The 6,077-nt window shown below is 66.1% G+C and carries 6 protein-coding genes; 1 reads left to right on the forward strand and 5 read right to left on the reverse strand.

Annotated elements, in window-relative coordinates:
- Positions 1-12: 12 nt before the first annotated feature.
- From N7650_RS23125 to phnD, 5 genes are all read right to left on the reverse strand, one after another.
- The gene (locus N7650_RS23125; RefSeq protein ID WP_279900183.1) at positions 13-1,311 is read right to left on the reverse strand and encodes an MFS transporter; all 1,299 of its coding nucleotides are present in this window, start codon (positions 1,309-1,311) and stop codon (positions 13-15) included.
- A gap of 90 nt (positions 1,312-1,401) precedes the next feature.
- Entirely contained in the window at positions 1,402-2,493 is a 1,092-nt protein-coding gene (gene psrA / locus N7650_RS23130; protein WP_279900184.1) for an iron-containing alcohol dehydrogenase PsrA, read from the reverse strand.
- A gap of 112 nt (positions 2,494-2,605) precedes the next feature.
- The gene (phnE, locus tag N7650_RS23135) at positions 2,606-3,424 is read right to left on the reverse strand and encodes a phosphonate ABC transporter, permease protein PhnE (RefSeq protein ID WP_279900185.1); all 819 of its coding nucleotides are present in this window, start codon (positions 3,422-3,424) and stop codon (positions 2,606-2,608) included.
- Between the two features lies 1 nt (position 3,425).
- Complete coding sequence (gene phnC, locus N7650_RS23140; protein ID WP_279900186.1) at positions 3,426-4,220, reverse strand: phosphonate ABC transporter ATP-binding protein; 795 nt, start codon at positions 4,218-4,220, stop codon at positions 3,426-3,428.
- The gene (phnD, locus tag N7650_RS23145) at positions 4,217-5,083 is read right to left on the reverse strand and encodes a phosphonate ABC transporter substrate-binding protein (RefSeq protein WP_279900187.1); all 867 of its coding nucleotides are present in this window, start codon (positions 5,081-5,083) and stop codon (positions 4,217-4,219) included. The genes phnC and phnD overlap by 4 nt, the downstream gene beginning before the upstream one ends.
- Positions 5,084-5,191: 108 nt before the next feature.
- Here phnD and N7650_RS23150 point away from each other — a divergent pair, with 108 nt between their 5' ends.
- Complete coding sequence (locus N7650_RS23150) at positions 5,192-6,064, forward strand: LysR substrate-binding domain-containing protein (RefSeq protein WP_279900188.1); 873 nt, start codon at positions 5,192-5,194, stop codon at positions 6,062-6,064.
- The last annotated feature ends 13 nt before the right edge of the window (positions 6,065-6,077 follow it).

A 6,077-nucleotide genomic window follows, 5' to 3' on the forward strand; every position in this document is an offset into this window, starting at 1 on the left:
GGTCGGGACGGATCAACGGCGCACGAACAGCGCCACCACGGCACTGCCTACGCAGGCACTGGCCACCACGATGAAAATCAGCGAGGTATTGCCGGTGCTGTCCAGCAGGCTGCCGATCAAGGGCTCGCAGAGCCCGGCGAACAGGTACGAAGAGAAGTTCATCACCCCGGTCGCAGTCCCGGCGCGGCGGGCGCCGACCAGGTCGGGACACAGCGCCCAGAAGCTCGAGGCCGGGCCGTAGACGAAGAAGCCGCAGAGGAACAAGGCCGCCAGGCCAGTGCCGCTATGGGCCGGCAGGCTCCACATCCACAGGCTGGTGGCAGCGCCGAGAACCATGTAGAGCATGATCGCCAGGTAACGTTTGGAGCCGAACAGCCTGTCCGAGATCCAGCCATTGCTCAGCGCACCCACGGCCATGCCCACCGGCAGGGCCACGGTGATCCACTTCGGATCGATCCAGCCATCGCCGTGCTTCCAGTCGGCGCCGAGGAAGTGCACCGGAACCCAGACGATCAGGCCGTAGCGCGCCGCATTCTGGAAGCCCAGGGACACGGCGGCGATCAGCAGGCGTACGTTCTTGAGCACCGCCTTGTAGCGTTGCGCAGCCGTTTCCTGTGCGTCGCTGGCGACTTCATGGCCCTTGTCGTCGGCGTTGGCCACACCGGTGTCGGCCAAGGGCTCGAAGCCGAGGTCCTGCGGGCGGTCACGGGCAATCAGGTAGAACAGGATACCGCCGGCCAGCATCAGCAAGACCGGCAAGCGGAAGATCCAGCGCCACTCCAGGTGCAGGACCTCCAGCACCACCATCGAGGTGACATAGGACAGGATCGACGCGCAGCCGGCGGCGAATACATAGAAGCCATAGACCTTGCCGCGCTCGGACACGCCCCACCAGTTCGACAGCAGCCGACTGCCCGGCGCCCAGCCCAGGGCCTGAAGGTAGCCGTTCAGGGCCCAGGGCAGGATCAGGCTGATGAAGCCGGTGGCGAAGCTGGTGAGCCAGTTGGCCGCGCAGGACAGCACCGCGCCGAGGCTCATGATGCGCCGACCACCGTAGCTGTCGGCGAGACTGCCATTGATCGCCTGGCCGATGGCGTAGGCCCAGAGCATGGCGGCGGAGATCCAGCCGAGGGTTTCCTTGCTCAGGCCGAACTCGGCCTGGATCCCGGGGATGGCGAAACCGAAGGTCTGTCGGCCGGTATAGAAGAACAGGTAGCAGAACATTGCGGCCAGGAGCATGCGCCACTGGGCCAGGCGAAAGGACGAATGGGCAGGCACGGCAGGAGCAGACAGGGATTGCGCACGGTTCATGAGGCTTTTTCCTTGTTGTTATGCGCCCGCGGCGTCGCCGCCGCAAGCTGGCATTCTCGTGGGTGCGACAAAAGCAGCAAAAAAGGCGTGTCAGGCGGCCTGCGAACCGATGAAGTTCTTGCCCCGGGCGCCCTGCAGGGCGTGGCGGATCATGGCCTGGGCCTGCTCCTCGCTCACCCCGTAGTCGGCGAACTCGGTCTTGACCCCGAGGCTGTGCAGAAAGTCGCGCAGGCGGGCCTGGGCCTGGTCGAGGTCGGCGCCGAACACCCGTTGCAGGGTCTGGTCGCGCGCCGCATCGCGCCCCCAGGCCAGGCCCAGGACACGGGGCAAGGTGAAGGAACAGGCGATGCCGTGGGGCAAGCCGTGGCGCAGGGTCATCTCGTAGGAAATGGAATGGGCCAGCGCGGTCTTGGTGTTGGAAAAAGCCATCCCGGCCTTCAGCGCAGCCAGGGCCATGCGCGCGCGCAGATCAGGGTTCTCCAGGTCGCCGCGCAGACGCGGCAGGCAGTCGAGGATGTCCTCGATGGCCGAGATGGCAAAGGTGTCGGAAAGCGGGTTGGCGTTGACGTTCCAGATCGCTTCCAGGGCATGGGACAGCGCATCGAGGCCGGTGGACACGGTGACCCCGGCCGGCACCGTGAGCATCAGTTCGGGGTCGATCAGCGCCACCTGCGGCCAGGTGCAGTCCAGATGCAGGGAGTATTTTTTCTGGGCCCCTGCGTCCCATAGGGTTGCCCAGGGCGTGACCTCGCTGCCGGTGCCGGCGGTGGTCGGCGCGGCGATCAGGGTCTTGCAGCGTGGCGGGGTGAAGGGCTTGCCGGCGGCCAGCAGGCCGAGCAGTTCGTCGAAGCGCCCGGACGCGGTACCGACCATCAGCGCCTTGGCGGTGTCGATGGCACTGCCGCCACCGACCGCCAGCACCGTTTCGCAGTCGGCGGCTTCGCGCCAGAAAGTCTCATAGGTCGCGCGCAGATGAGCCACGTCGGGGTTGGGCTGGACATCCTCGACGACATGCACCAGGCGCTCTCCCAGCAGCGCTTCGATCCGCGCCAGCAGGCCGAGGGCACGGGCTTCGGGGAAGATCACCAGGGCCACGGTCTGGCCCTCGGTCAGTTCGACGATGCGGTTCAGGCTACCGGCGCCGAAATGACTGGCGACCGGGTTGTGGAAGTAGGCAGGCATGGTGTCTCCGTTCTTGTTGTGGGTGCGTGGGCACATCTTCGGTGCCCAGCGGGACCCACTCCAATCGATTGATCCTGGGTAAGCATCGGCCTGGCCGATAGCGGGCGCCGGCTCAGTGCCGGCCGTTGTCCTGGATGGCCCGGCGCAGGCGGCTGGACAGCAGGTCGGCGGCGATCACCATAAGCGTGATGACGATGATGCAGGTGGCGGTTTCCTGGTACTTGAACAGCTTCAGGCTACTGACCAGTTCAAAGCCCAGGCCGCCGGCGCCGACCATGCCCAGCACCGTGGCCGAACGCAGGTTGACCTCGAAGCGATACAGGACCACGGCGATCCAGGCGGTGATCACCTGGGGCAGCACGCCGAAGACGATGACCTGCAATGGCCGCGCCCCGGTGGCACGCAGGGCTTCCAGCGGCCCCTGGTCGATTTCCTCGATGCTTTCGGCGAAGAATTTTCCGAGCATGCCCACACCATGCACCGCCAGGGCCAGCACACCGGGGAACGGCCCCAGGCCGACAGCCGACACGAAGACCAGGGCGAGGATCAGTTCGTTGATGCTGCGAATCACGTTCAGGCCCTGGCGGGTGCCTTGGTACAGCCAGCGATTGCCATGCAGGTTGCGCGCAGCCAGGAACGCCAGGGGCACGGCGCAAATGATCGCCAGCAAGGTGCCCCAGATCGCGATTTGCACGGTTTCCAGGGCCGGCGCCAGCAGGCGCGGCAGGACCGCCGGATCCGGCGGCAGCGAACGGCTGATGAAATCGCCGATCTGCGGCATGCCTGCCGCCAGTTCGCCCCAACTGAGCTGGGCACCGCCGGCGCTCCAGTGCAGCAGGACCAGCAGCGCCAGCACAAGGCCAGTGCCGAGTGACCAGCCACGCAGGCTGTGCGGTGTCTTGACCATCCAGCGGTAATCGCGGGTCGTCATTTCAACCTCCCAGGCCATTGGCATAGTGCAGGGTGGCCGGGACGGCGAGGCGGTTCGAGGCGCCCTCCTCCGTCGTCGGGTAGATACGTTGCAAGGCTGCGTCATCGAGCCCACCGGCATCACCGTCATAGACGAGCCGGCCGTGGGCCAGGCCAACGATGCGGTCGCCGAACTCCCGGGCGAAATCCACCTGGTGCAGGTTGCACAGCACGGTGATACCCAGCTCGCGGCTGGCGTCGCGCAGGTACTGCATGACCAGGCGCGCGGTCTTCGGGTCGAGGCTCGCTACCGGTTCGTCGGCGAGAATCACCCGCGGTTGCTGGGCCAGGGCCCGGGCAATGCCGACCCGCTGCATCTGCCCGCCGGACAGGGCGTCGGTGCGGGCCGCGGCCTTGTGTTCCAGTTCGACCCGGGCCAGGCATTGCCGGGCCAGATCGACATCGGCGCGGCGGAACAACTGCAGCGACGACGCCAGGGTGGAAACGGCGCCGAGGCGCCCGGTCAGCACGTTCTTCAGCACCGACAGGCGCGGCACCACATTGTGATGCTGGAAAATCATCGCCACCTGGCGGCGCAGGGCACGCTCGTCGCGAGCCTGCATCGCGTCGATGCCGGCCACCTGCAACTCACCGCCGTCGGCCCGGGCCAGACGGTTCATGCAGCGCAACAAGGTCGATTTGCCGGCGCCGGACTGGCCCAGTACCACAACGAACTGGCCGGCACCGATATCCAGGTCGATGCCGCGCAGCACAGGGTTGTCGCCGTACTGCTTGGTGAGCTGGCGGACGCGGATCATTTCATTTTCCCCAGGTCGAGATCGAGCACCGTGGCGGTGTCGCGGACCACGTCGTAGGCGGCGTCGGTCGTCGGCTGGAAACCGTCGAGCATGCCCTGGTCGCCCCATGGCACATCCTTGACGTTGGCCAGGGCGGCGGCGAGTTTCTGCTTCAGCGCAGGGTCCAGGTCCTTGCGCCAGACCATGGGCGACTCGGGGATATCCGGAGAGGTCCAGACCACCTTCAGCTCGCCCTGCTTCACCGAGCCCTGGGCCAGGGCAGTGGCGAGGATGCGGTCGGCCACGGCTGCGGCGTCCACCTTGCGATTGGCCACGGCGAGAATGCTGGCGTCATGGGAGCCGGAGAAGATCATCCGTGAGAAGGTCGTCTCCGGTGTGTACCCCGCCTGTTCCAGGCCGGCCTTGGGGAACAGGTGGCCGGAGGCCGAGCTGGGGTCGACGAAAGCGAAGGTATGGCCCTTGAGGTCGGCCAGGCTTTTTATCGGGCTGTCGGCGCGACTGATGATCAAGCTGTGGTACGCGCTTTTGCCGGTCTTGCGGGTCACCGCCACGGCGAAGGCTTCGGCGCCGGCGACCTGGTTCGCCAATACGTAGGAGAACGGGCCGAGGTAGGCGACATCGAGCTTCCTGGAGCGCAGCGCCTCGATCACCCCGTTGTAGTCGGTGGCGACGAAGGGCTTGACCGGCATGCCCAGTTGCGCCTGCAACTGGTCGAGTACCTGCTGGCTGCTCTCGATCATCGACTGGGCGTCTTCGGAAGGGATCAGGCCGATGCGCAGCGCCTCTTCGGCGTGGATGGAAAGGCTGGTGAACAACGGCAGGGAAAGGCTGGCGGCACACAGCAACTGGCGAAGGCGATTCATGGGCGGTTCCGGGTCGTGGTGGAGATGGGCCCATCCTCGCCTTGTAATGTGACGGTCATGCCATCGATTCAATATGGCTTTTCTCGAAAAAGTATTGAAAGGATCAATATGTCCAACAGCAAGCTGCGCGCCTTTCTCGCTGTGGCGCGGCATGGCAGCTTCAGCGCCGGGGCCCGGGCCCTGGGGCTGAGCCAGCCGACCATCACCACCCAGGTGCAGGCCTTGGAGCGCTCGCACAATCTGGAGCTGTTCCATCGGCGTGGACGACGGGCGGAGTTGTCCACGGTGGGTCGGCAGCTGTTGCCGATTGCCCAGCAGTTGCTGGCCCTGGAGGCTGAGGCCGAGGGGCTGCTGAAGGACTCCGGCAGCCTGGTGCGCGGGCAGTTGCGCCTGGGCGCGGTGGGCCCGTTCCATGTGATCGAGATGGTCGATGCCTACCAGCGCGAGTATCCGCAGATCGAGCTGTCGATCCGGGTCGGCAATTCGGCCTCGGTGCTGGCCGACCTGGAGAACTATGTGATCGATGTCGGTGTGCTGGCCGGCCTGCATGACGATCCGGCCTTTCACGCCACGCTGTACGCCCGGCATCCGGTAATCGTCTTCGCTCACCACCAGCATCCGCTGGCCAGGCGCGACAGCGTGCGGCTGGAGGAGCTCCAGGGACAGCCCATGCTGCGCCGGGAACAGGGCTCGACCACCCGCCTGAACTTCGAAAAGACCCTGGCCGAGCGCGAGGTGACACCGCGCATGCTGATGGAGATCGGCAGCCGGGAAGCCCTGCGCGAGGCGGTGGTGCGCGGGATCGGGCTGGGGGTGGTGTCGGAGGCGGAGTTCATTCCGGGGCCGCAGTTGAAGGCGATCAGGATCGAGGGGGACCCGGTGTTTACCGAGACCTACCTGTATTGCCTGGCGGAGCGGCGGACGAGCCAGGTGGTGGAGACATTTCTGCGGTGTGCGGATCAGGCTCGGCTGAGGAGATGATGGTGTCAGTCCG

It is taken from the genome of Pseudomonas sp. GD04058 (genome assembly GCF_029836855.1).
GTDB lineage: Bacteria > Pseudomonadota > Gammaproteobacteria > Pseudomonadales > Pseudomonadaceae > Aquipseudomonas > Aquipseudomonas bharatica.

What these genes read in the sequence shown, in the direction of transcription:
- N7650_RS23125 (WP_279900183.1), bottom strand. Translation starts at nt 1,311, where the DNA reads ATGAACCGTGCGCAATCCCTGTCTGCTCCTGCCGTGCCTGCCCATTCG.
- psrA (WP_279900184.1), bottom strand. Translation starts at nt 2,493, where the DNA reads ATGCCTGCCTACTTCCACAACCCGGTCGCCAGTCATTTCGGCGCCGGT.
- phnE (WP_279900185.1), bottom strand. Translation starts at nt 3,424, where the DNA reads ATGACGACCCGCGATTACCGCTGGATGGTCAAGACACCGCACAGCCTG.
- phnC (WP_279900186.1), bottom strand. Translation starts at nt 4,220, where the DNA reads ATGATCCGCGTCCGCCAGCTCACCAAGCAGTACGGCGACAACCCTGTG.
- phnD (WP_279900187.1), bottom strand. Translation starts at nt 5,083, where the DNA reads ATGAATCGCCTTCGCCAGTTGCTGTGTGCCGCCAGCCTTTCCCTGCCG.
- N7650_RS23150 (WP_279900188.1), top strand. Translation starts at nt 5,192, where the DNA reads ATGTCCAACAGCAAGCTGCGCGCCTTTCTCGCTGTGGCGCGGCATGGC.